This window comes from Streptomyces cellostaticus, assembly GCF_001513965.1.
Classification (GTDB): domain Bacteria; phylum Actinomycetota; class Actinomycetes; order Streptomycetales; family Streptomycetaceae; genus Streptomyces; species Streptomyces cellostaticus.
This window is the reverse complement of record NZ_KQ948046.1, coordinates 52,229-73,999: the sequence shown is the minus strand read 5'-3', so window position 1 is coordinate 73,999 and position 21,771 is coordinate 52,229. Positions and strand designations below refer to the sequence as shown.

General features: G+C 71.5%; 15 protein-coding genes. 5 read left to right on the top strand and 10 right to left on the bottom strand.

Features of this window, described 5'->3' with window-relative positions; translation table 11 throughout:
- Window positions 1–72: 72 nt before the first annotated feature.
- Window positions 73–1,704 carry an L-glutamate gamma-semialdehyde dehydrogenase gene (gene pruA / locus AQI88_RS36840; protein WP_067008436.1) on the bottom strand — a complete coding sequence of 544 codons (1,632 nt, stop codon included), beginning with the start codon at window positions 1,702–1,704 and terminating at the stop codon, window positions 73–75.
- A gap of 38 nt (window positions 1,705–1,742) precedes the next feature.
- Window positions 1,743–2,669, bottom strand: coding sequence for a proline dehydrogenase family protein (locus tag AQI88_RS36835; RefSeq protein WP_067008432.1), 927 nt, complete (start codon window positions 2,667–2,669; stop codon window positions 1,743–1,745).
- A 143-nt stretch (window positions 2,670–2,812) separates the two neighbouring features.
- Here AQI88_RS36835 and AQI88_RS48670 point away from each other — a divergent pair, with 143 nt between their 5' ends.
- The gene (locus AQI88_RS48670) at window positions 2,813–4,081 is read left to right on the top strand and encodes a PucR family transcriptional regulator (RefSeq protein WP_208616001.1); all 1,269 of its coding nucleotides are present in this window, start codon (window positions 2,813–2,815) and stop codon (window positions 4,079–4,081) included.
- A 59-nt stretch (window positions 4,082–4,140) separates the two neighbouring features.
- Here AQI88_RS48670 and pdxR read toward each other — a convergent pair whose 3' ends face one another.
- On the bottom strand, window positions 4,141–5,562 hold the full coding sequence (gene pdxR, locus AQI88_RS36825; RefSeq protein WP_067008429.1) for a MocR-like pyridoxine biosynthesis transcription factor PdxR: 1,422 nt from the start codon (window positions 5,560–5,562) through the stop codon (window positions 4,141–4,143).
- 47 nt (window positions 5,563–5,609) lie between these two features.
- Here pdxR and AQI88_RS36820 point away from each other — a divergent pair, with 47 nt between their 5' ends.
- Window positions 5,610–6,839, top strand: a complete 1,230-nt coding sequence (locus tag AQI88_RS36820; RefSeq protein WP_067008426.1) for an MFS transporter — start codon at window positions 5,610–5,612, stop codon at window positions 6,837–6,839.
- Window positions 6,840–7,062: 223 nt separating this feature from the next.
- Here the strand turns inward: AQI88_RS36820 and AQI88_RS36815 are convergent, their stop codons facing one another.
- On the bottom strand, window positions 7,063–7,638 hold the full coding sequence (locus tag AQI88_RS36815) for a TetR/AcrR family transcriptional regulator (protein WP_067008423.1): 576 nt from the start codon (window positions 7,636–7,638) through the stop codon (window positions 7,063–7,065).
- 97 nt (window positions 7,639–7,735) lie between these two features.
- On the opposite strand from AQI88_RS36815, the gene AQI88_RS36810 reads away from it, so the two are divergent.
- Window positions 7,736–9,280, top strand: coding sequence for an MFS transporter (locus AQI88_RS36810; RefSeq protein ID WP_067008419.1), 1,545 nt, complete (start codon window positions 7,736–7,738; stop codon window positions 9,278–9,280).
- Window positions 9,281–9,398: 118 nt separating this feature from the next.
- Here AQI88_RS36810 and serA read toward each other — a convergent pair whose 3' ends face one another.
- From serA to AQI88_RS36780, 6 genes are all read right to left on the bottom strand, one after another.
- Window positions 9,399–10,988, bottom strand: a complete 1,590-nt coding sequence (serA, locus tag AQI88_RS36805; RefSeq protein ID WP_067008416.1) for a phosphoglycerate dehydrogenase — start codon at window positions 10,986–10,988, stop codon at window positions 9,399–9,401.
- Window positions 10,989–11,280: 292 nt separating this feature from the next.
- Window positions 11,281–12,279, bottom strand: coding sequence for a ketol-acid reductoisomerase (gene ilvC, locus AQI88_RS36800; RefSeq protein WP_067008414.1), 999 nt, complete (start codon window positions 12,277–12,279; stop codon window positions 11,281–11,283).
- Between the two features lie 124 nt (window positions 12,280–12,403).
- Window positions 12,404–12,928: an acetolactate synthase small subunit gene (gene ilvN, locus AQI88_RS36795; protein ID WP_067008411.1), complete on the bottom strand. Its 525-nt coding sequence runs from the start codon at window positions 12,926–12,928 to the stop codon at window positions 12,404–12,406.
- 29 nt (window positions 12,929–12,957) lie between these two features.
- A complete protein-coding gene (locus AQI88_RS36790; protein ID WP_208615999.1) occupies window positions 12,958–14,805 on the bottom strand; it encodes an acetolactate synthase large subunit in 1,848 nt (615 codons plus the stop codon).
- 243 nt (window positions 14,806–15,048) lie between these two features.
- Window positions 15,049–18,078: a putative bifunctional diguanylate cyclase/phosphodiesterase gene (locus AQI88_RS36785; RefSeq protein ID WP_067008405.1), complete on the bottom strand. Its 3,030-nt coding sequence runs from the start codon at window positions 18,076–18,078 to the stop codon at window positions 15,049–15,051.
- Between the two features lie 371 nt (window positions 18,079–18,449).
- Window positions 18,450–19,424: a 2-hydroxyacid dehydrogenase gene (locus AQI88_RS36780; protein WP_067008401.1), complete on the bottom strand. Its 975-nt coding sequence runs from the start codon at window positions 19,422–19,424 to the stop codon at window positions 18,450–18,452.
- A gap of 74 nt (window positions 19,425–19,498) precedes the next feature.
- On the opposite strand from AQI88_RS36780, the gene AQI88_RS36775 reads away from it, so the two are divergent.
- Together AQI88_RS36775 and AQI88_RS36770 are read left to right on the top strand one after the other, a co-directional pair.
- The gene (locus AQI88_RS36775) at window positions 19,499–20,497 is read left to right on the top strand and encodes an aldo/keto reductase (RefSeq protein ID WP_067008398.1); all 999 of its coding nucleotides are present in this window, start codon (window positions 19,499–19,501) and stop codon (window positions 20,495–20,497) included.
- A gap of 119 nt (window positions 20,498–20,616) precedes the next feature.
- Window positions 20,617–21,771, top strand: a complete 1,155-nt coding sequence (locus tag AQI88_RS36770; RefSeq protein WP_107118772.1) for a PQQ-dependent sugar dehydrogenase — start codon at window positions 20,617–20,619, stop codon at window positions 21,769–21,771.

Here is a 21,771-nt window from a genome sequence, read left to right as displayed (position 1 = left end):
GGCCGGAGTTGGAAACGGGCCGGGAAGCCTGCTCATAGTCAGGCTTCCCGGCCCGTCGCTCGGGGGGGCTGATCAGCCCATGTGCGGGTACGAGTAGTCGGTCGGCGCGACCAGCGTCTCCTTGATGGCGCGGGTCAGGGTCCAGCGCATCAGGTTCTGCGGGGCGCCGGCCTTGTCGTTGGTGCCGGAGGCACGGCCGCCGCCGAAGGGCTGCTGGCCGACGACGGCGCCGGTCGACTTGTCGTTGATGTAGAAGTTGCCGGCCGCGTAGCGGAGCTTCTCCATCGTGTGGGCGGCCGCGGCGCGGTCGTTGGAGATGACCGCGCCGGTCAGGGCGTAGTCGGAGACCGACTCCATCTGGGCCAGCATCTCGTCGTACTGGTCGTCCTCGTAGACGTACACACCGAGGACCGGACCGAAGTACTCGGTGCGGAAGATCTCGTTCTCCGGGTCGGTGGACTCGATGACGGTCGGGCGGACGAAGTAGCCGACCGAGTCGTCGTAGGTGCCGCCCGCGACGATCGTGCAGGTCGGGTCCTGCTTGGCGCGGTCGATGGCGGCCTTGTTCTTGGCGAAGGCGCGGTCGTCGATCACGGCGCCGACGAAGTTCGACAGGTCGGTGACGTCACCCATGGTCAGGTAGTCGACCTCGGCGGCGAACTCCTCCTTGAAGCCCGAGTTCCAGATGGAGGCCGGGATGTAGGCGCGGGAGGTCGCGCTGCACTTCTGGCCCTGGTACTCGAAGGCGCCGCGGGTGAGGGCGGTCTTCAGGACAGCACGGTCGGCGCTCGGGTGGGCGACGAGGAAGTCCTTGCCGCCGGTCTCGCCGACCAGACGCGGGTAGGAGCGGTACTTCTCGATGTTGGTGCCGACCGTCTTCCACAGGTACTGGAAGGTCTTGGTCGAGCCGGTGAAGTGGATGCCCGCGAGGTCGCGGTGTTCCAGGGCGACCTCGGAGACCTCGATGCCGTCACCCGTGACCAGGTTGATGACACCCTTCGGCAGGCCCGCCTCCTCCAGCAGCTGCATCAGCAGCACGGCGGCGTGGGTCTGCGTCGGCGACGGCTTCCAGACCACCACGTTGCCCATCAGGGCGGGGGCGGTGGGGAGGTTGCCCGCGATGGCCGAGAAGTTGAACGGCGTGATCGCGTAGACGAAGCCCTCCAGCGGGCGGTGGTCCATGCGGTTCCACACACCCGGGGAGTTCGCCGGGGGCTGCTCGGCGAGGATCTGGCGGGCGTAGTGAACGTTGAAGCGCCAGAAGTCGACCAGCTCGCAGGGGGTGTCGATCTCGGCCTGCTGGGCGGTCTTGGACTGGCCGAGCATGGTGGAGGCGGCGATGGTCTCGCGCCACGGGCCGGCCAGCAGCTCGGCGGCGCGCAGGATGATCGCCGCGCGGTCGTCGAAGGACATCGCGCGCCAGGCCGGCGCGGCGGCGAGGGCCGCGTCGATGGCGTCCTGCGCGTCCTGCTGGGTGGCGTTGCGCAGGGTGCCGATGACGGCCTTGTGGTGGTGCGGCTGGACGACCTGGAAGGTCTCGCCGCCGCCCATCCGCTTCTCGCCGCCGATGGTCATCGGCAGGTCGACCGGGTTCTCGGCCAGCTCCTTGAGCTTGGCCTCCAGGCGGGCGCGCTCGGGCGAGCCGGGGGCGTAGCCGTGCACCGGCTCGTTGACGGGGGTGGGGACCTGGGTCACAGCGTCCATGAGATCCGTACTCCTTGTACGTGAGCGGGTGTTCGGGCTCAGCCCTTGCTGACCATCGAGCGGAGGAAGAACCGGAGGTTGGCGGGCTTCTCCGCCAGACGGCGCATGAAGTAGCCGTACCAGTCGGTGCCGTAGGCGGTGTAGACGCGCATGCGGTGGCCCTCGGCGGCCAGCCGCAGGTGTTCGTCGCCGCGGATGCCGTAGAGCATCTGGAACTCGTACTCGTCCAGTTTGCGCCCGGCCTGGTGGGCCAGCTCCTGGGCGATGGCGATCAGGCGCGGATCGTGGGACCCGATCATCGGGTAGCCCTCGCCCTCCATCAGCGTCTTCAGGATGCGCACGTAGGCCTTGTCGATCTCGTGCTTCTGCTGGTAGGCGACCTCGGCGGGCTCCTTGTAGGCGCCCTTCACCAGGCGCACGCGGCTGCCGGCGGCGGCGAGACGGCGGGCGTCGGCCTCGGTGCGGAAGAGGTAGGCCTGGATGACGCAGCCGGTCTGCGGGAAGTCCTTCCGCAGCTCCTCGTGGATGGCGAACATCGAGTCGAGGGTGGTGTGGTCCTCGGCGTCGAGGGTGACGGTCGTACCGATGGCGGCGGCGGCCTCGACGACCGGCCGGACGTTGGCGAGGGCCAGTTCGTGGCCGCCCTCCAGCGCCTGGCCGAACATGGACAGCTTGACGGACATCTCGACCTTCTCGCCCAGCTCGAGGTCCTTGAGGCGGGCGATCAGCTCCAGGTAGGCGTCCCGGGCGGCGGTGGCCTGCTCAGGGGTGGTGATGTCCTCGCCGACGACGTCCATCGTCAGCTCCAGACCCCGGTCCGTCAGGTCCCTGATGATCGGGACGATGTCGGCCACGGTCTCGCCCGGGATGAAGCGGTCGACGACCTGCTTGGTCACCGGGGCAGCCGAGATCAGGCGTCGCATCCGGTCGCTGCGCGACGCGGCGAGAATCACGGGACCCAGCACGGGGCACCTCCACAGACAAGCACCAGAACGGCCGTCACCCGACGATTCGGGTACGGCACGGAGAACCACCGTGAAACCTAAGGATCTCTCCGATGGTCGGCCATCGACAGCTGTCACGCATCAGTGCCCTGGATCTCAGACAGATGTATGAAGGCGGCGCGGAAATGCGGGAGAATGCCCGAGTGGCAACCGATTACAAGGCTGACTACCAGGAGCTGGTGGACGAGATCTCCGAGTTGCTGGGTGTCCCGGCGACCCTGGAGAACCGGGACTTCGAGCTGATCGCCTTCGGTGCGTACGACAGTGAGGGCGAGCTGGATCCGTCCGCCCTGGACCCGGTGCGCACCCGCTCGATCCTGACCCGGCGGTCCACGGCCGCGGTGCGGGCGTGGTTCGAGGGCTTCGGCATCACGCGCGCGACGGGACCGGTACGGATCCCGCCGACCCCGGAGGCCGGCGTCTACCGCGGCCGCATCTGCCTGCCGGTACGCCATCGGGGTGTCGTCCTCGGCTACGTCTGGCTGCTGGAGGACGATCCGGGCCCGACGGACGCGCAGCTGGCCGCCGCCATGCAGGTGACGGGCCGGATCGGCGCGCTGCTCGCCGACGAGGCGCAGGCGGGGGCCGGTCTGAGCCGGGAGCTGCGGGCGGTGCTGATCGCGGAGAGCGGCTGGCAGCGGGACATGGCGGTGGCCGAACTCCGCACGGCCCTCGGCGCCCGCGCGGCCGCCCCGCACACCCTGGTCTGCGTCGCCCCCTGGCCCTCGGCCGATCCCGACGACGCCCCGTCGCCCCGCACGGTCCCGCACGCGACGGCCCTGTGCACGGTTCCGTGGGGGGCCGTGGAGCAGAGCCTCGCGGTCCTGGTCCGGCTGCGCTCGACGGAGGTGGGGACGCCCGCCCTGACGGCGGCCGCACGGTTGCTGAAGGAGGCGGAGGGGGCGCGGGGGGCCGCCGGACGCGCGTCCGGAAGCAGGCCGGGTGCCGGTGGGCCCGGCACCGGGGTCGCCGCCGGTGTCGGTGAACCCCGCTCCGGGCTGGCCGAACTGGGGGCGGTCTGGCAGGAGGCCTCCGCTTCCGCGCGGGCCGCGCTGGCCGAGCCGCGGTTCGGGCCCGTCGCCGAGTGGCGGGGCATCGGACCGTACCGGCTGCTGACCGCGCTGCCTCCTCAGGCCGCCCAGGACCCCGTCGCCGGGCCCCTCCTCTCCCCCGCGCACCAGGAGCTGGCCCGCACCGCCGAGGTCTATCTCGACTGCGCGGGGCAGGCCGGCCGCACGGCCGCCGAGCTGGGCATCCACCGGCAGACGCTGTACTACCGGCTGTCCCGGGTGGAGCAGCTGACGGGCCTGGACCTGGACGACGGCGAGGACCGCCTGCTGCTGCACATGGCACTGAAGAGAGCACGGCTCTAGCCACAGGGGGCATGGCCCCAGCCGCAGAGGGCACGGCACTGGTCGCAGAGGGCACGCCCTTACGGGGTGTGCGCCCGTCCTTCGAGCAGGTCGGCCACCGTCGCGATGCCCTCCGTGATCGCGCGCTCGGGGACGTCGCCGAAGCCCAGGACCAGGCGGGGCGGCTGCGGGGCGGGCGAGGCGCGGCAGGCGCTCATGCCGTAGAGGCCGACGCGTCGGGCCCGGGCGGCGGCGATCACCGTGTCCTCGTCGATCCCGCCGGGCAGGTGTGCCACCGCGTGGAAGCCCGCGTCCAGGCCGGTCAGCCGGACCGCCGGGGCGTGCTCGGCGAGGGCGCCGCGCAGGGCCTTGCAGCGGGCCGCGTACAGGGTGCGCATGCGGCGCAGCCGGCGGTCGTAACGGCCGGACTCGATGAGCAGGGCGAGGGCCAGCTGGTCGAGGGTGGGGGTGCCGCGGTCGGCGATGCGCTTCAGCTCGGTGAGCGGTGCGGTGAGCGCGGGCGGGCACAGCAGCCAGCCGATGCGCAGGGCGGGCGCGAGGGACTTGCTGACCGTGCCGATCGAGATCACCCGATCGGCCGCGAGGCCCTGGAGTGCGCCGACCGGCTCCTTGTCGTAGCGGAACTCGGCGTCGTAGTCGTCCTCGATGACGTAGGCGTCGCGGCGCCGTGCCCAGGCGAGGAGCGCATGGCGGCGTTCCGGTGCGAGGACGACACCGGTCGGCCACTGGTGGGCGGGGGTGACGATCACCGCGCGCGCTCCGGTCGCGTCCAGGGCCCGTACGTCGATGCCGTGCGCGTCGACCGGGACCGGGACCGGAGTGAGGCCGGCCGCCCGTACGGAGGCCGTCGCGGTGGCGGGGCTGCCGGGGTCCTCGTGGGCGACGGCACGGACGCCGGTGCGGGCCAGGGCCTGGAGGGTGAGGCCGAGGCCCTGGGCATAGCCGGAGCAGACGAGGGTGTGGCCGGGGTCGGCCGCGGCCGCGCGGACCCGGCGCAGGTACCCGGCGACGACCGTGCGCAGGGCCGGGCTGCCGCGCGGGTCACCGTAGTCGAGGTCGGCCGTCGGCATGCGGCGGGCCGCCTCCCTGATCGCCCACAGCCAGTCGGCGCGCGGGAAGGAGGCCAGGTCGGGGACGCCGTGCCGGAAGTCGGCGATGAGGCGCGGGAGTTCGGCGTCAGGCGCTGGGGCGAGTGGTGCGGGGGGCTGTGCGCAGGGGGCCACGCGGGTGGCCGAGCCGGCCCGGGTGACCAGGTAGCCCTCGGCCTGCAGTTGGGCGTAGCAGTCCTGGACGAGGCCGCGGGACAGGCCCAGGGTGCGGGCGAGTTCGCGGGAGGAGGGCAGGCGTTCGTCCACCCGTAGCCGTCCGGTCCGGATCGCGTCGCGCAATTGCCTCTCCACCTGCGCGCGCAGCTGTTCGCCGCTGCTCCGGTCGACGGTCAGCAGCAACTCGGGGGACAGACCGGCCCACTGCACTGGCATGGAATTGGAGCTTACCGGGGGGCCGGTCGCCGCCTAGCGTCGGCCGCATGACGAACTCCCTTTCCCAGGCGGCGGCTTCGGCCGTACGGCCACCGCTGCTGACCCGCGCGCTGCTGCTGCGGTTCGTGAGCATGGTCGGCTCCTCGGTGAGCTTCTTTCTGCTGCTGTCGGCGGTGCCCGCGCACGCCGGCCGCGGCGGGGCGGGCCTCGCCACCGGCGCGCTGATGCTGTCCACGGTCCTCGGCGAGCTGGCCGGACCCTGGATCGTCGCCCGGTACGGCAACCGGGGACCGCTGATGGCCGGGCTGTTCCTGCTCGGCGCGCCCGCCTTCGCGCTGCCCGCCGCCGACGGCCCGGCCGGGACCGTGACGGTCTGCCTGGTGCGCGGGCTGGGGTTCGCCCTGACGCTCGTCGCGGGCGGCGCCCTGACCGCGGCGCTGATCCCGGCGGAGCGCAGGGGCGAGGGACTCGCCCTCGTCGGCCTGGTCGGGGGTGTCCCGTCGCTCGTGGCCCTGCCGCTGGGCGTGTGGCTGGCCGGGAACGTCGGGTACGGGCCGGTCACCGTGGCCGCGGGCGTGGCGGCGCTGGCGACCGTCCCCTCGGTGCCGGCGCTGCGGGAGGCCACGCCGGAGGAACGGGAGGCGCCCGGCGGTGAAACACGGGCCGGGGCCACACGCACACCGGACGCCGGGCCGAAGGCCCTCGGCATGGTGGGGGTCGTGCGGCTCGCCGGGCTGCGGCGTCCCGCGGTGGTCTTCGCCGCCACCGCGCTCGCCGCCGGGATCCTGGTCACGTTCCTGCCGCTGGCCGCCTCGCGCGCGTCGGCCGGTGTGGCGACGGCGGCGCTGCTGGTGCAGAGCGCCGCCTCGACCGCGGCCCGCTGGGCGGCGGGGCGGTACGGCGACCGGCACGGCCCCGGGCAGCTGGTCGCCCCGGGGCTGCTGCTGTCGGCCGCCGGGATGTCGGCCATGGCCGCGCTTTCCAGTCCCGTCGCCGTACTCGTGGGTGCGGCGGTCTTCGGGACCGGTTTCGGCGTCGCCCAGAACGCGACCCTCGCCCTCATGTACAGCCGCGTCTCCCGCCCCTCGTACGGCACGGTCTGCGCGCTGTGGAACCTCGCCTACGACGGCGGTATGGGCGCGGGCGCCGCGGCCTTCGGGCTTCTCGCGGGGCACACGGGGTATCCGTGGGCGTTCGCGCTGACGGCGGTGCTGATGCTGGGCGCGCTGGCCCCGGCGGTGCGTGACCGGCGCGAAGGTCACACGGCCACGAATTGACGACACTCCCGGAACGGGAACCGCGCCCCCTGCACCCCCGTATCCAACCGGTCTTCCAGGACCCGTACGGCTCCCTCAGCCCCCGCCACCGCATCCGTGACGCCCCTGAACCTGCCCGCCGGCCTCCGGGACGGCCTGGGCCTCGGCTGCCTGATCACCTGCCACGACCCGGCCGTCGCAGGGCACTTCGCGGACCGGGTGGTGGAGATGCGGGACGGCAGGGTCAGCTCTTCGCGGCCGCTTCGACGATCTGGCGCAGGCCCTCGGTGAGGGCGTCTCCGTCGGGTGCGGTCTTCGCGTCGAACGTCCACTGCGCGATGAGCCCGGTCATCAGCGTCATATAGAACCTGCCGAGCGTGTCCGCGGTCTCGTCGGGGACCTCGCCCTCCGGCACACCCATCATGAGCGCCACCAGCCCGCGCCCGCCCTCGCGCTGGGCACCGGCCAAGTGCTCGCGCACCTCGGGCAGATCGAGGGTCATGACCTCCATGCTGAGCCGCCACACCGAGCCGGGCTCCCGCATGCTGGCGACGATGCTCGACCACACCCCACGGAAGCGCTCCAGGGAACCGGGTGCGCCCTCGATCTCGGGGCCGTCCCAGCCGAAGGCGTCGGCCACGTTCTCCAGGAGCGCGACGTAGGCCTGCGCGAGCAGCGCGTCCTTCGAGCCGTAGTGATAGCCGATGGAGGCGAGGTTGGTCCCCGACTCCTTCACGATGTCGCGCGCCGTCGTACGCGCGAAGCCCTTCTCCAGCAGGCAGCGCTTGGCGCCTTCCAGCAGATCCTCACGGTGTCCCATGCGGACCACCCTACCGCCGATCCATACAACCGTCCTAGACGCATGACCTACACAAACGTTCTAGACAAGCGTTTAAGACGCCCGTACAGTCACTGGCATGACGAACTCGACAAGCACCAACTCCCCTGCCGGGCGCGCCGGTCGCCGCGAATGGACCGCGCTCTGCGTGCTGATGCTTCCGCTGCTGCTGGTCTCGATGGACGTCTCGGTCCTCTACTTCGCCATCCCGGCGATCAGCGCCGACCTGGAGCCGAGCGGCACCCAGCAGCTGTGGATCTTCGACATCTACGCCTTCGTCCTGGCCGGCCTGCTGATGACGATGGGCTCGCTGGGCGACCGCATAGGCCGGCGCCGGCTGCTCCTGATCGGCGCCGCCGCCTTCGGTGCCGCGTCCCTGGTGGCGGCCTACGCGAACAGCGCAGAGACCCTGATCGCGGCCCGCGCGGTCCTCGGCATCGGCGGGGCGACGCTGATGCCCTCGACCATGGCGCTGGTCCGCACCATGTTCACCGACCCCGCCCAGCGGGCGAAGGCGATCGGCATCTGGTCCGGTGTGATGACCGGCGGCATCGCACTCGGCTCGGTGCTGAGCGGTGTCCTGGTCCAGTACTTCTGGTGGGGCTCGGTCTTCCTGGTCAACCTGCCCGCGATGGTCCTGCTGCTGATCCTCGGCCCGATCCTGCTGCCCGAGTCGAAGAGCCCGCAGCCCGGCCGCTTCGACCTCCTGAGCGTGCCGCTGTCCATGGCCGCGGTGCTCCCCGTCGTCTACGGCCTCAAGGAGATCCCGTCCGAGGGCTGGCACCCGCAGTACGTCGTCTCGGTCACCGTCGGCCTGGTCTTCGCGGCCCTCTTCGTCCACCGCCAGCGCACGGCCGCCTCGCCGATGATCTCGCCGGCCGTCTTCCGCGGCCGCGGCTTCGCCCCCGCGGTGGTCCTGAACCTCGTCTCCGCGCTGGCGATGATGGGCTCGGCGTTCTTCACCACGCAGTACCTGCAGTCGGTGCTCGGCAAGAGCGCGATGGAGGCGGCCCTGTGGGCGCTGCTGCCGTCGGTGCCGATCGGTATGGCGGCCCCGGTCGCGACCACCCTGGTCCAGAAGGGCGTGAACCGCGCCTACGTGGTCACCGCGGGCTTCGCGATCGCCGCGGCGGGCTACGGCATGCTGGCCCTGGCCGGCACGGACTCCCTCTGGCTCGTCCTCGCCGCCGCCGGCGTCCTGGCCTCCGGCATCGTCATGGTGATGTCGCAGATGACCGACCTCGCCATGGGTGCGGCCCCGGTGGAGAACGCGGGAGCCGCCTCCTCCCTGCTGGAGACCGGCCAGGAGTTCGGCGGCGCGCTGGGCATGGCGGTCCTCGGATCCATCGGTACGGCGATCTACCGCCACGAGATGCCGGCTTCGGCCCCGGCCGAGGCCCACGAGACGCTGGGCGGCGCGCTGGCGGTCGCCGGACAGCTGCCGGGGCGTGCGGGAGACGCCCTGGCGACGGCGGCCCGGGAGGCGTTCACCACCGGCATGCACGGCGCGGCCCTCGCGGGCACGGCGGTCCTGGCCCTCGCGGCGGTCGCGGCGGCGACGACCCTGCGCCGGGTCCACGTCAGGCAGACGCCGGTCGCGGAGGCCGAGGAGGCTGCGGTCTGAGACCCCGACAGCACGGAAAAACGCCGGACGGGCTGGCCAACCAGCCCGTCCGGCGTTTGCGCACGAGCCCGTTCAGGGCGAACGGGGGTCCGGGGCAGCGCCCCCGGGGACGGCGACCTCAGACCAGGTTCACCGAGCGGGCGGATGTCGCCCCGATCTCCGACGCGACCTCGGCCAGAACGGCGGAGCCCACCGTGTCGTCCACGGTCAGCACCGCCAGCGCCTCCCCGCCGACCGCCGCGCGAGCGACCTGCATACCGGCGATGTTGATGCCCGCCTCGCCGAGGATGCGGCCGACGGTGCCGACGACACCCGGGCGGTCCTCGTAGCGCAGGACGAGCATGTGGTCGGCGAGGGCGAGGTCGACGTCGTAGTCGCCGACCGCGACGATCTTCTGGACGTGCTTCGGACCGGCCAGCGTGCCGGAGACCGACACCTCCTCGCCGGTGCCGAGCGTGCCGCGCACGGTCACCACGTTGCGGTGGTCGCCGGACTCGGAGCTGGTGGTCAGGCGCACCTCGACGCCCCGCTCCTGGGCGAACAGCGGCGCGTTGACGTACGACACCGTCTCGTCGACGACGTCCTCGAAGACACCCTTGAGCGCGGACAGCTCCAGCACCTTCACGTCGTGCTGGGTGATCTCGCCGTAGACCTCGACGTCCAGGCGGACCGCGACCTCACCGGCGAGCGCGGTGAAGATGCGGCCGAGGCGCTCGGCGAGCGGCAGACCCGGCTTGACGTCCTCGGCGATGACACCGCCCTGGACGTTCACCGCGTCCGGCACCAGCTCGCCGGCGAGCGCGAGGCGCACCGACCTGGCGACGGCGATGCCCGCCTTCTCCTGCGCCTCGTCCGTGGAGGCACCGAGGTGCGGGGTGCAGACCACCTGGTCGAGCTCGAACAGCGGGGAGTCCGTGCAGGGCTCCTTGGCGTACACGTCGAGACCGGCGCCGGCGACCCGGCCCTCCTTCAGCGCCGCGAACAGCGCCGCCTCGTCCACGATGCCGCCGCGGGCCGCGTTGACGATGCGCACGCTCGGCTTGACCTTGCGCAGCGCCTCGTCACCGATCAGGCCGAGGGTCTCGGGGGTCTTCGGCAGGTGGACGGTGATGAAGTCGGAGACCTCGAGCAGCTCGTCCAGGGACAGCACCTTGACGCCCATCTGCGCGGCCCGCGCGGGCTGCACGTAGGGGTCGTAGGCGACGACCTTCATGCCGAAGGCGGACATCCGCTGCGCGACGAGGGCACCGATGCGGCCCAGGCCCACGACGCCCAGCGTCTTCTCGGCGAGCTCCACGCCCGTGTACTTGCTGCGCTTCCACTCGCCGTTCTTCAGCGCGGCATTGGCCTGCGCGATGTTGCGGGCAGTGGAGACGATCAGGCCGCAGGCCAGCTCGGCGGCCGTGACGATGTTGGAGGTCGGGGCGTTGACCACCATCACGCCGGCCTTGGTGGCGGCGGAGACGTCCACGTTGTCCAGGCCGACGCCGGCTCGGGCGACGACCTTGAGCTTCTTGGCGGCGGCGACGGCCTCGGCATCGACCTTGGTGGCCGAACGGATCAGGATCGCGTCGACGTCGGCGATGGCGGGGAGCAGTTCGGCTCGGTCGGCTCCGTTGCAGTGCCGGATCTCGAAGTCCGGACCAAGCGCGTCGACAGTGGCGGGCGACAGCTCTTCAGCGATGAGTACGACAGGTTTCGAGCTCACGTGAGTCCTCACAAGTCCAATGCGGACGGCCGTCCCGACGGCCGCTGGCGGTGGAGGGGGCTAGCCGCGGAAGACGCACGACGCTGTGGGCCTGACGCGTATGTTGTGCAGCAGTCTAGTAGCGCCGCAGTCGTCGTTTTGCGCCGCTGCGGAAGTATCACCCGTCCGGGGCTGGACGGGGTGGACAACGCCTCGGGTCGTCCTCGACCCTGCGCCGTCCGGGGTCGGAAAACGCTGGGAAACGCTGGAAAAGGGGGCCGGAGCAGCGTGCCCCGACCCCCTGACGCGAGGCTTACGCCTCCTCGTTCACCCAGCTCATCAGCTTGCGCAGCTGCTTGCCGGTGGTCTCCAGCAGGTGCTCGGAGTCCTGCTGCTTGTACTCGTTGTACTTCTTCAGACCGCCGTGGTACTCGTCCATCCAGGTCTGGGCGAAGGTGCCGTCCTGGATCTCCGTGAGGACCTGCTTCATCTCGGCCTTGGTGGCGTCGGTGATGATCCGCGGGCCGGTGACGTAGTCGCCCCACTCGGCGGTCTCGGAGACCGACCAGCGCATCTTCTCCAGGCCGCCCTCGTACATGAGGTCGACGATCAGCTTCAGCTCGTGCAGGCACTCGAAGTAGGCGATCTCCGGCTGGTAGCCCGCCTCGACCAGGGTCTCGAAGCCGGCCTTGACCAGGGCGGAGGTGCCGCCACACAGCACGGCCTGCTCGCCGAACAGGTCGGTCTCGGTCTCCTCGGTGAAGGTCGTCTTGATGACACCGGCGCGGGTGCCGCCGATGGCCTTGGCGTACGACAGGGCCAGCGGGAAGGCGCTCCCGGTGGCGTCCTGCTCGACGGCGGCGATCGCCGGAACGCCACGGCCCTCCTCGTACTGGCGGCGCACCAGGTGGCCCGGGCCCTTCGGGGCGACCAGGGCAACGTCCACGCCGGCCGGGGGCTTGATGAAGCCGAAGCGGATGTTGAAGCCGTGCGCGAAGAACAGCGCGTCGCCGTCCTTCAGGTTCGGCGCGATGGACTCCTCGTAGACCTGGGCCTGGATCGGGTCCGGGATGAGGATCATGATGACGTCGGCCTCGGCGGCGGCCTCGGCCGGGGTCACCACGCGCAGGCCCTGCTCCTCGGCCTTGGCCTTGGACTTGGAGCCCTCGTGCAGACCGACTCGCACGTCGACACCCGAGTCACGCAGCGACAGCGCGTGGGCGTGGCCCTGGCTGCCGTATCCGATGACCGCGACCTTGCGGCCCTGGATGATGGACAGGTCGGCGTCGGCGTCGTAGAACAGCTCGGCCACTTTGGGTTCTCTCCTTGGTGTGCAGGTTGTGCGTCCCACCGTATGACGGTGAGGGGAGGGGAAGTTTCGGGGTCTCGGAATACGGGCGCAGGGACCGCCCGTATTCAGCCTTACGCGTTCAGCCTTACGCGGATCGGTCGAGAGCGCGCAGCGAACGGTCCGTGATCGAACGGGAGCCGCGGCCGATCGCGATCGTGCCGGACTGGACCAGCTCCTTGATGCCGAACGGCTCCAGCATCTTGAGCATGGCGGACAGCTTGTCGCTGGATCCGGTGGCCTCGATCGTGACGGCCTCCGGGGAGACGTCGACGGTCTTGGCGCGGAACAGCTGGACGATCTCGACGATCTGGGAGCGGGTCTCGTTGTCGGCGCGGACCTTCACCAGAACGAGTTCGCGCTGGACGGCCTGGCCCGGCTCCAGCTCGACGATCTTCAGCACGTTGACGAGCTTGTTGAGCTGCTTGGTGACCTGCTCCAGCGGCAGGTCCTCGACGTTCACCACGATGGTGATGCGGGAGATGTCGGGGTGCTCGGTGACGCCGACCGCGAGCGAGTCGATGTTGAAGCCGCGGCGGGAGAAGAGGGCGGCGATCCGGGCGAGGATGCCCGGCGTGTTCTCCACCAGGACGGAGAGCGTGTGCTTGGACATGTGTTTGTGCTCTTCCTTGCCAGTCATCGTCAGTCGTCTTCGTTGTCGCCGAAGTCGGGGCGGACGTCCCGGGCGGCCATGATCTCGTCGTTGGAGGTGCCGGCGGCGACCATCGGCCACACCATCGCGTCCTCGTGGACGATGAAGTCGATGACGACCGGGCGGTCGTTGATGGAGTTCGCCTCTTCGATGACCTTGTCCAGGTCCTCCGGGCGCTCGCAGCGCAGGCCCACGCAGCCCATGGCCTCGGACAGCTTCACGAAGTCCGGCACGCGCGTGCCCTTCGCGTCCGGGTTGACGTCGTCCGGGCCGGAGTGCAGGACGGTGTTGGAGTAGCGCTGGTTGTAGAAGAGGGTCTGCCACTGGCGGACCATCCCGAGGGCGCCGTTGTTGATGATGGCGACCTTGATCGGGATGTTGTTCAGGGCGCAGGTGGTCAGTTCCTGATTGGTCATCTGGAAGCAGCCGTCGCCGTCGATCGCCCAGACCGTACGGTCCGGCCGGCCGGCCTTGGCACCCATGGCGGCCGGGACCGCGTAGCCCATCGTTCCGGCGCCGCCGGAGTTCAGCCAGGTGGCGGGCTTGTCGTACTGGATGAAGTGCGCGGACCACATCTGGTGCTGGCCGACGCCCGCCGCGAAGATCGTCCCCTCCGGGGCGAGCTGCCCGACGCGCTCGATGACCTGCTGCGGGGACAGCGAGCCGTCCTCGGGCTGGTCGTAGCCGAGCGGGTAGGTCTCGCGCCAGCGGTTCAGGTCGCTCCACCAGGCGGTGTAGTCGCCCTTGTGGCCCTCGCTGTGCTCCTTCTGCACGGCCTGGACCAGGTCGGCGATGACCTCGCGGGCGTCCCCGACGATCGGCACGTCCGCGGCGCGGTTCTTGCCGATCTCGGCCGGGTCGATGTCGGCGTGGACGATCTTGGCGTACGGGGCGAAGCTGTCCAGCTTGCCGGTGACGCGGTCGTCGAAGCGGGCTCCGAGGGCGACGATCAGGTCGGCCTTCTGCAGCGCGGTGACGGCGGTGACCGCACCGTGCATGCCCGGCATTCCCACGTGCAGCGGGTGGCTGTCGGGGAACGCGCCGAGCGCCATCAGGGTGGTGGTGACGGGCGCTCCGGTGAGCTCGGCGAGGACCTTCAGCTCGGCGGTGGCCTGCGCCTTGAGGACGCCGCCGCCGACGTAGAGGACGGGCCGCTTCGCGGAGGTGATCAGCTTGGCCGCCTCGCGGATCTGCTTGGCGTGCGGCTTGGTCACCGGACGGTAGCCGGGCAGGTCCATGACCGGCGGCCAGGAGAAGGTGGTCTTCGCCTGGAGGGCGTCCTTGGCGATGTCGACCAGGACCGGGCCCGGGCGGCCGGTGGAGGCGATGTGGAACGCCTGCGCGATCACCCGCGGGATGTCCTCGGCCTTGGTGACGAGGAAGTTGTGCTTGGTCACCGGCATCGTGATGCCCACGATGTCCGCCTCCTGGAAGGCGTCCGTGCCGATCGCCTTGGACGCGACCTGCCCGGTGATCGCCACGAGCGGCACCGAGTCCATGTGCGCGTCGGCGATCGGCGTGACCAGGTTGGTGGCACCCGGCCCCGAGGTCGCCATGCAGACGCCGACCCTGCCGGTGGCCTGCGCGTAGCCGGTGGCCGCGTGGCCGGCGCCCTGCTCGTGGCGGACCAGCACGTGACGGACCCGGGTCGAGTCCATCAGCGGGTCGTACGCCGGCAGGATCGCGCCGCCGGGGATACCGAATACCGTCTCAGCGCCGACCTCCTCGAGGGAGCGGATGAGGGACTGCGCACCCGTGACGTGCTCGACGGGGGCGGACTGCTGTCCTCCGGATCGGGGCCGCGGCTGCGGATGGGCCCCGGTGGCCTGCTCGGTCATCGGCATTCTCTTCTCGATGCTGAGGGTTTTTGCGAGGTTTGGGCGGAGTTCAAGCGCTGCACGAACGGCACTCGTGCAACAAAAAACCCCTCGTGCCATAGGGCAAGCGAGGGGAGCGCGCCGGTGAGGTCGCTGGGGATTCCGGATCGTCCTCCGGTGGGTCCCAGCTCAGCCGACGCGCTGTCCAAGTACGAGAATTCGGGTGCGCATGGCACTGACCCTCCCCCCGGCACGCACCACGTGTCAAGTGGGTGGGACGGGAGTCTCATTATGTGAACGAAGGGCACTGCCACCTCCGAAGACGGCGGACACCCCTCCGGTGTACACCCCCCCGCGCCCGCCCGCGAACGCCGGCTCGGCCGGCGCGTGCGGCACGGGATAGTGTCCGGATCCGAGCGCCCGGCGCAGCCGGTACTCGTCCAGCGGCCCCGCGAACGCCATGCCCTGCCCGTGCGTGCAGCCCATCGCCCGCAGCGCGACGACCTGTTCCGGCAGATCCACGCCCTCGGCGACGGACTGGAGCCCGAGATCGCCGGCGATGCGCAGCAGCCCGCTGGTGATCTTGTGCAGCCGTGCGGACTCCACGACGCCCTCGACCAGACTGCGGTCGAGCTTGAGGATGTCGACGGGGAGCTTCCTGAGAGCCGTGATCGCCGCGTAGCCGCTGCCGACGCCGTCCAGCGCGATCCGTACCCCGAGCCGGCCGAGCGCGGTCAGGCGCCGCTCCAGCTCGTCCAGCGAGGTCCTGGAGTCGGTGTCGGACAGCTCCACGACCAGCGCCCCGGGCGGCAGCCCGTGCCGGGTCAGCAGCGCCTCCAGGGAGCCGAGCGGCGTCGAGCGGTCCAGCAGCCGCCGGGCGCTCATCCGGACGGCCACCGGCACCACGGTCCCGGTGGCGGCCCGCTCGGCGGCCTGTTCCACCGCCTCCTGGAGGATCCAGCGGTCCAGCTCCGCGGTCTTGTCGCCGTCCTCGGCCACCCGCAGGAACTCGGCCGGGGTGAACAGCACCCCTTGGGAGGAGCGCCAGCGCGCCTGCGCGGAGACCGATGTGATCCGGCCGTTCTCCAGGCAGACCACGGGCTGGTGCAGCAGGGCGAACTCGCCGTCGTGCAGCGCGGCACGCAGCCGTGTGGCCAGCTCCGCCTTGCGTACGACGTCCTGCTGCATCTGCGGCTTGTACAGCTCGACGCGGCCCTTTCCGGCCGACTTCGCGCGGTACATCGCGAGGTCGGCGTTGCGCAGCAGCTCGCCCGCGCCGAGGCCCGGTTCGGCGAAGGCGACGCCGATGGAGGCGTTGACCCGGACATCGTTGCCGTCGATGGCGTACGGCTGGGAGAGGGTCAGCCTGAGGCGGTCGGCGAGCTCCAGGATGTTCCGCTCCCGGGCGGCACGGTCACGGGTGCCGTCCCCGACGATCAGGGCCGCGAACTCGTCGCCGCCGAGCCGGGACGCGGTGTCCCCCTGCCGGACCGCGTCCTGGAGCCTGCGGGCGGCCTGCACGAGGAGTTCGTCCCCCGCCTGGTGCCCGATCGTGTCGTTGACCGCCTTGAAGCCGTCCAGGTCGATGAAGAGCACGGCCGTGCCGCGCAGGGCGGCGCCCCGGTCGGTGGCCCGGCGACCGGACAGGGCCTGCTGGACGCGCTGGGTGAACAGCGCGCGGTTGGGCAGGTCGGTGAGCGGGTCGTGCTCGGCGTTGTGCTGCAACTGGGCCTGCAGCCGCACCCTTTCGGTGACGTCACGGCTGTTGAAGATCAGGCCGCCGTGGTGCCGGTTCACGGTGGACTCGACGTTGAGCCAGCCGCCGTCACCGGAGCGGAACCGGCACTCGATGCGCGTAGTGGCTCCCTCCAGCGGGCTGGCGGCGAGGAAACGGCGCACCTCGTGCACCACGCAGCCCAGGTCCTCCGGATGGATGAGTGCGGCCAGTTCGGTGCCCACCAGGTCCTCGGCGGGCCGTCCGTAGACCCCGGCGGCGGCCGGGGAGACGTACCGGAGGATGCCGTTGGGCGCGGCGATCATGATGACGTCGCTGGAGCCCTGCACCAGGGAGCGGAAGTGGTTCTCCTTCTGCGCCAGTTCCTGGGTGAGGGTGATGTTGTCCAGCAGCATGATGCCCTGGCGCATGACGAGCGCCAGTACGACGGCACCCGCGGTGATCAGCACGACATGGTCGGGCCTGCGGCCGTTGAGGACGTTGTACAGGATGCCCAGGGTGCACACGGCGGCGGCGAGGTACGGGGTGAGCGCGGCGAGGGAGCCGGAGAGCGGCCGGCCGGCCGGGTAGCGGCCCTGGTCGCCTCCGGGTGCGGGCGCGGCCACGTGCGGATGGCCCGTGCCGCGCTGTCCGGGCACGTGCTCGTGCACCACGCGCGTGTGCCCGTCCGGTACGTGCCGGTCGGCGTCCCGCGCTCCGGGGCGCAGCGGAGCGGCCCAGGGGGCGTAGGCGAGCAGCAGCGACCCGGCGAACCAGCCCGCGTCCAGCAGCTGCCCGGAGTGGTAGCTGCTGTGCAGGAGCGGCGAGGTGAACAGCGCGTCGCACATGACGGTGAGGGCGAGCGCGCCGATCGCGGTGTTGACCGCCGTGCGGTTGCCCGGGGAGCGGCGGAAGTGCAGCGCGAGCACCATGCTGACGAGCACGATGTCGAGCAGCGGGTACGCCAGCGACAGCGCGGTGTGCGCCACGCTCGGTCCGTCGAACCGCGCCGCCTGGGCGAGCGCGAGACTCCACGACAGGGTGAGCAGCGAGCCGCCGATCAGCCAGGCGTCCAGCGCCAGGCAGATCCAGCCCGCCCTGGTCACCGGCCGCTTGGCGAGGACCAGCAGGCCCACGATGGCGGGCGGCGCGAAGCACAGGAAGAACAGGTCGGCGTAGCTCGGGCTGGGCACGGTCCGCCCCAGCACGACCTCGTACCACCCCCACACCGCGTTGCCCAGGGCCGCCATCGCCGAGGAGAGCGAGAACAGCAGCCAGGCCGGCCGGAAGCGGACCCGCGGGCTGCGGGCGTAGAGGAAGCAGGAGACGGCGGCGGTGCCCGCTGCGGCGGCCAGCCCGAAGTCGCCCATGATCAGCGCGAGGTAGCCCGAGCCCCAGTCGAACATGGACCCGATGGCATAGGCCCCGCAGACCAGGGCGAGGACCAACTGCCGGACCAGGCGCGACCCGTCACCGGCGGCCGGCACACGGGACGCAAGCGGCGCTCCCGGCGGATGCGGTGCACGCACCGCGCCGTCCGGAGCGCTCGTCACGGTCGTCACGGAGGGCGGCGCACTCACCGGGGCCTCCCGGTCTGCGCCGCTCCCGGGTCCCGCGCGTCGCGGTGCACATTCCTGCGGCGACCGCCCGGCCTGCGGTGGTGGCTGTGATGGCTCGTGGATGGCCGCGTCTGCGCGCCGCCGTGCGCCAGGGTCGCCGCCGGCGGCTCCGCCGCGTCGGATCGCTCGTCCATAGGCCGTGCATCGCCCGTCGCCCCCCTCACAAATCTGAAATGTCCATCCCCGGCGCCGAATGCGGACGGCGCAACCCCTGTCGGGACGATACACCAGTATCGTCACTCAGGGACATAGCTTCTCTACGCTCCGTGACGACCAGCGGTGATGCCGGTACGGCCCGCATCCGAAAGGTCGCGGAGGGTGCCGGAAGGGGATTACATCCCGATCTCTCCCGGCATCCACGCCCCGTTCTCTCCCGTCGTAAGGATCACGTTCCGCAGGGGCTCGTGGTTCACGAAGCGGTTCACCTGGTCGGTGAGCAGGCGCTTGGCGCGCGGCAGGAAGGCCGAGGTGGGGCCGCCCACATGCGGGCTGATCAGCACGCCTGGCGCCTGCCACAAGGGATGTCCCGCCGGCAGCGGCTCGGGGTCCGTCACGTCCAGCGCCGCGGTGATGCGGCCGCGCTCCAACTCGGCGAGCAGCGCCGTGGTGTCGACCACGGGTCCGCGGGCGACGTTCACGAGCAGCGCACCGGCCTTCATCCGACCCAGGAAACCGGCGTTGACCAGGCCTGTGGTGGCCTCCGTCAAGGGCGTGCACAGGATCACGACATCGGCGTCCGGAAGCAGGGAGGGCAATTCGGTGAGCGGGTGCACGGGACCGCGCGCCGTGGTGCGCCTTGAGCGCGCGACGCGCGCCACCCGCGCAAGCTCAAAAGGCGCGAGCCGGTCCTCGATGGCCGCCCCGATGGAGCCGTAGCCGACGATGAGAGCGCTCTTGTCGGCGAGCGCCGGGCGGAACCCGCCGAGCCACTCCCCGCGGTCCTGGGCCCGCACGAAGTCGGGGATGCCGCGCAGGGAGGCGAGGATCAGCGTCAGCGTCAGCTCGGCGGTGCTCGCCTCGTGCACCCCGCGCGCGTTGCACAGCCGGACCCCCGGGCGCAGGTGCTTCAGGCCCGGCTCCACATGGTCGATGCCGGCCGTCAGCGTCTGCACGACCTGGACCGCTTTCATGCCGGGCAGCGGGCGCACGCCCACCTCGGTCGGCTTCATGTACGGCACGACGTAGAAGGCACAGTCGGCCGGATCGCCGGGGAACTCCTCGCCCCCGTCCCAGAACAGGTACCGGGGGCCCTCGGGAAGCCCCTCGATCTCCTGCGGCGCGATGGGAAGCCAGATGTCTGCGGTCATGTCAGGAGGCTATGTCAGGCGAACAGGTGTGCAGAGGTTAGGTTGGGGCCCAGGAGAGGGAGGTTCACGAGCAGGTGGAGCGCAGGACGATCGGCGCGGGGGGACTCGCGGTGGGGGCCGTCGGACTCGGGTGCATGCCGATGAGCTGGGCGTACAGCGGGTCGCGGCAGCGGGGCGACGAGTCGCTCAGAACCGTGCACCGGGCGCTGGACCTGGGCTCGACCCTCCTGGACACGGCGGACATGTACGGCCCGTTCACCAACGAGCTGCTGCTGGGGCGGGTGCTGAAGGAGCGGCGCGCGGACGCCTTCGTGTCGACGAAGGCGGGGCTGCTCGTGGGCGAGCAGCACATCGTGGCCAACGGACGTCCGGGATATGTGAAGCGGGCCTGCGACGCCTCGCTGCGGCGCCTGCAGACGGACGTGATCGACCTCTACCAGCTGCACCGCGCCGACCCCGAGATCCCGATCGAGGAGACGTGGGGCGCGATGGCCGAGCTGGTGCGGGCCGGGAAGGTGCGGGCGCTGGGGCTGTGCGCGGTGGGGGCGCGCGCCGGGCGCCGCTCCGGGACCCGCCTGCACGACACGACGCTGCGCCAGCTCCAGCGGGTGCAGCAGGTCTTCCCGGTCAGCGCGGTGCAGGCGGAGCTGTCGGTGTGGTCGCCGGAGGCGCTGGACGCGCTGCTGCCGTGGTGCGCGGCGCGGGGCGTGGGCTTCCTCGCGGCGATGCCCCTGGGCAACGGCTTCCTGACCGGCACGCTGACCCCCGGCGAGGGCTTCGAGCGGGACGACCTGCGCGCCCGCCATCCCCGCTTCACGGCCGAGATGATGGCGGCCAACCAGCCGATCGTCGCCGGTCTGCGCCGTGTCGCCGGCCGGCACGGCGAGGACGTCACCGCGGCCCAGGTGGCCCTGGCCTGGGTGCTCGCCCAGGGCCGTCATGTGATCGCGCTGCCCGGCACCAAGCAGAAGCGCTGGGCCGAGGAGAACGCGGCGGCCGCCGCACTCGGCCTGACCGCTCAGGACCTGGCGGAGGTGTCCCGGCTGCCGGGGGCCCAGGGGTCCTGGGACTGAGGGGTGTTAGTGGGGGAGAAGCGGCGCACGCGATCGGTCCTCGTGAAGCGGGAACCCGGAAGGGGCGAGCGGTGTATGAGAGGGAGAGCCTGCCACTGGATCGCCGCCCCGAAGGGACCATGATCGTGCAACGTCGAGCTGTGACAGCCGTGTTGGCCGCGACCGCGCTCCTGCTGACGGCGGGCTGCTCCTCCGGCGGCGGAGGATCGCCGGCCGGCGGCGCGACCACGGCATCGGGCACCGCCCCCTCCGCGCAGGCCACCGAGTCGGCCGCGCCGGCGAAGGGGTCGGTCAAGGTGCTGCGCACGGTCGCCGAGGGCCTGAAGACGCCGTGGGGCCTGGCCGCCCTGCCGGGCGGCGGGCTGCTGGTCTCCTCCCGTGACGAGGGCACGATCACCCGGATCGACGAGAGGACGGGCAAGACGACCGAGCTGGGCCGGGTCTCCGGGGTCTCCCCGGCCGGCGAGGGCGGCCTGCTGGGCATCGCCCTGTCGCCCGACTACGCCTCGGACCACATGATCTACGCCTACTTCACCTCTGCCTCGGACAACCGCATCGTCCGGATGCTGTACGACGAGCGGAAGCCGGCGGGTGAGCAGCTGGGCGCCCCCGACACGGTCTTCAAGGGCATCCCCAAGGGGATCATCCACAACGGCGGCCGTATCGCCTTCGGCCCCGACAGGATGCTCTACGCGGGCACCGGCGAGAGCGGCGACCGTGGCCTGGCCCAGGACAGGAAGTCCCTGGGCGGCAAGATCCTCCGGCTGACCCCGGAGGGCGAGCCGGCCCCCGGCAACCCGTTCCCCGGCTCCCCCGTGTACTCGTACGGCCACCGCAACGTGCAGGGCCTGGCCTGGGACACCCGGCAGCGCCTGTTCGCCTCCGAGTTCGGCCAGGACACCTGGGACGAGCTGAACGCGATCGTGCCGGGCGGCAACTACGGCTGGCCGCAGGCCGAGGGCAGGTCCTCCGACCCGGGCTTGCGCAACCCGATGGCCCAGTGGCACACCGACGAGGCCTCCCCCAGCGGCATCGCCTACGTCGACGGCGTGATCTGGATGGCGGCCCTGAAGGGTCAGCGGCTGTGGCGCATCCCCCTGCAGGGCACCAGGGCCTCGGCGGCCCCCCAGGCCTTCCTCACCGGCGACTACGGCCGTCTGCGCACGGTGGTCCCGGCGGGCGGCGACAAGGTCTGGCTGGTGACGAGCAACACGGACGGGCGGGGTACGCCGAAGAAGGGGGACGACCGGGTGCTGGAGGCGGAGGTGAAATAG